The following is a 995-nucleotide window of genomic DNA, read 5'->3' on the forward strand; positions in this document are numbered from 1 at the left end:
ACCGGCAAGAAAAAGCAGACTCGCCGAGATCGCTTCCTGGCTGACCTTGAACAGCTGGTGCCCTGGGCACAAGTGGAGGCGCAAGTGGCGCCGTTCTATAGCGACACCACAGGCAAGCGTGGACGCCCTGCGATTGGGTTGTCGCGCATGCTGCGCATGTATGTCGTGCAGCAGTGTTTCGGTCTCTCCGATGAAGGTACCGAAGATGCCGTCTACGACAGCCAGGCCATTCGTGGTTTCATCGGCATCGACCTGGGCCGTGAGTCGGCACCGGATGCCACTACCTTGTTGCGATTTCGCCGCTTGCTGGAAACCCATCAGCTAACGCGGGTGCTGTTTGAAACGATTAACCAGCATCTGGCCAGCCGGGGTCTGCTGCTCAAGGAAGGCACTATCGTCGACGCTACCCTGATCGCCGCGCCGCCCTCGGTCAAGAACCGAGAAGGTAAGCGTGATCCTGAGATGCATCAGGCCAAGAAAGGCAATCAATGGCACTTCGGGATGAAGGCCCACGTTGGTGTCGACGCCACATCGGGACTCGTGCACAGCGTGGTAGGGACTGCCGCCAACGTGGCGGATGTCACCCAGGTCGATCAGTTGCTGCACGGCGCCGAAACCTATGTTTCGGGTGACGCTGGATACACTGGTGCGGCCAAGCGACCGGAGCATGCTGAACGGGACGTTGTCTGGTCGATTGCAGCACGGCCAAGCAGTTACAAACATCACGGCAAAGACAGCGTGCTGTACCGAGTCAAGCGCAAAGTCGAATACGCCAAGGCGCAGCTGCGTGCCAAGGTCGAGCATCCCTTCCAGGTGATCAAGGTGCGCTTCAATCATCGTAAGGTTCGCTACCGTGGACTGGAAAAGAATACGGCGCAGTTGTTCAGTCTGTTTGGGTTGGCCAATCTGGTACTGGCCAAGCGGTATTTGCAACGGACGGCGGGATAAGTCCGTCCGAAAGGCGGGGCTGGCCCGCTAATCAGCAAAATCAGGGT

The 995-nt window shown here is 58.5% G+C and carries 1 protein-coding gene; it reads left to right on the top strand.

Annotated elements, in window-relative coordinates; translation table 11 throughout:
- On the top strand, nucleotides 1–948 hold a 948-nt coding region (locus tag AAEZ08_RS22730; protein ID WP_500125152.1), incomplete at its 5' end, for an IS5-like element ISPsp6 family transposase.
- Between the last annotated feature and the right edge of the window lie 47 nt (nucleotides 949–995).

The organism is Pseudomonas sp. E45-MNA-CIBAN-0222 (genome assembly GCF_040310405.1).
Taxonomy (GTDB): Bacteria; Pseudomonadota; Gammaproteobacteria; order Pseudomonadales; family Pseudomonadaceae; genus Stutzerimonas; species Stutzerimonas stutzeri_AC.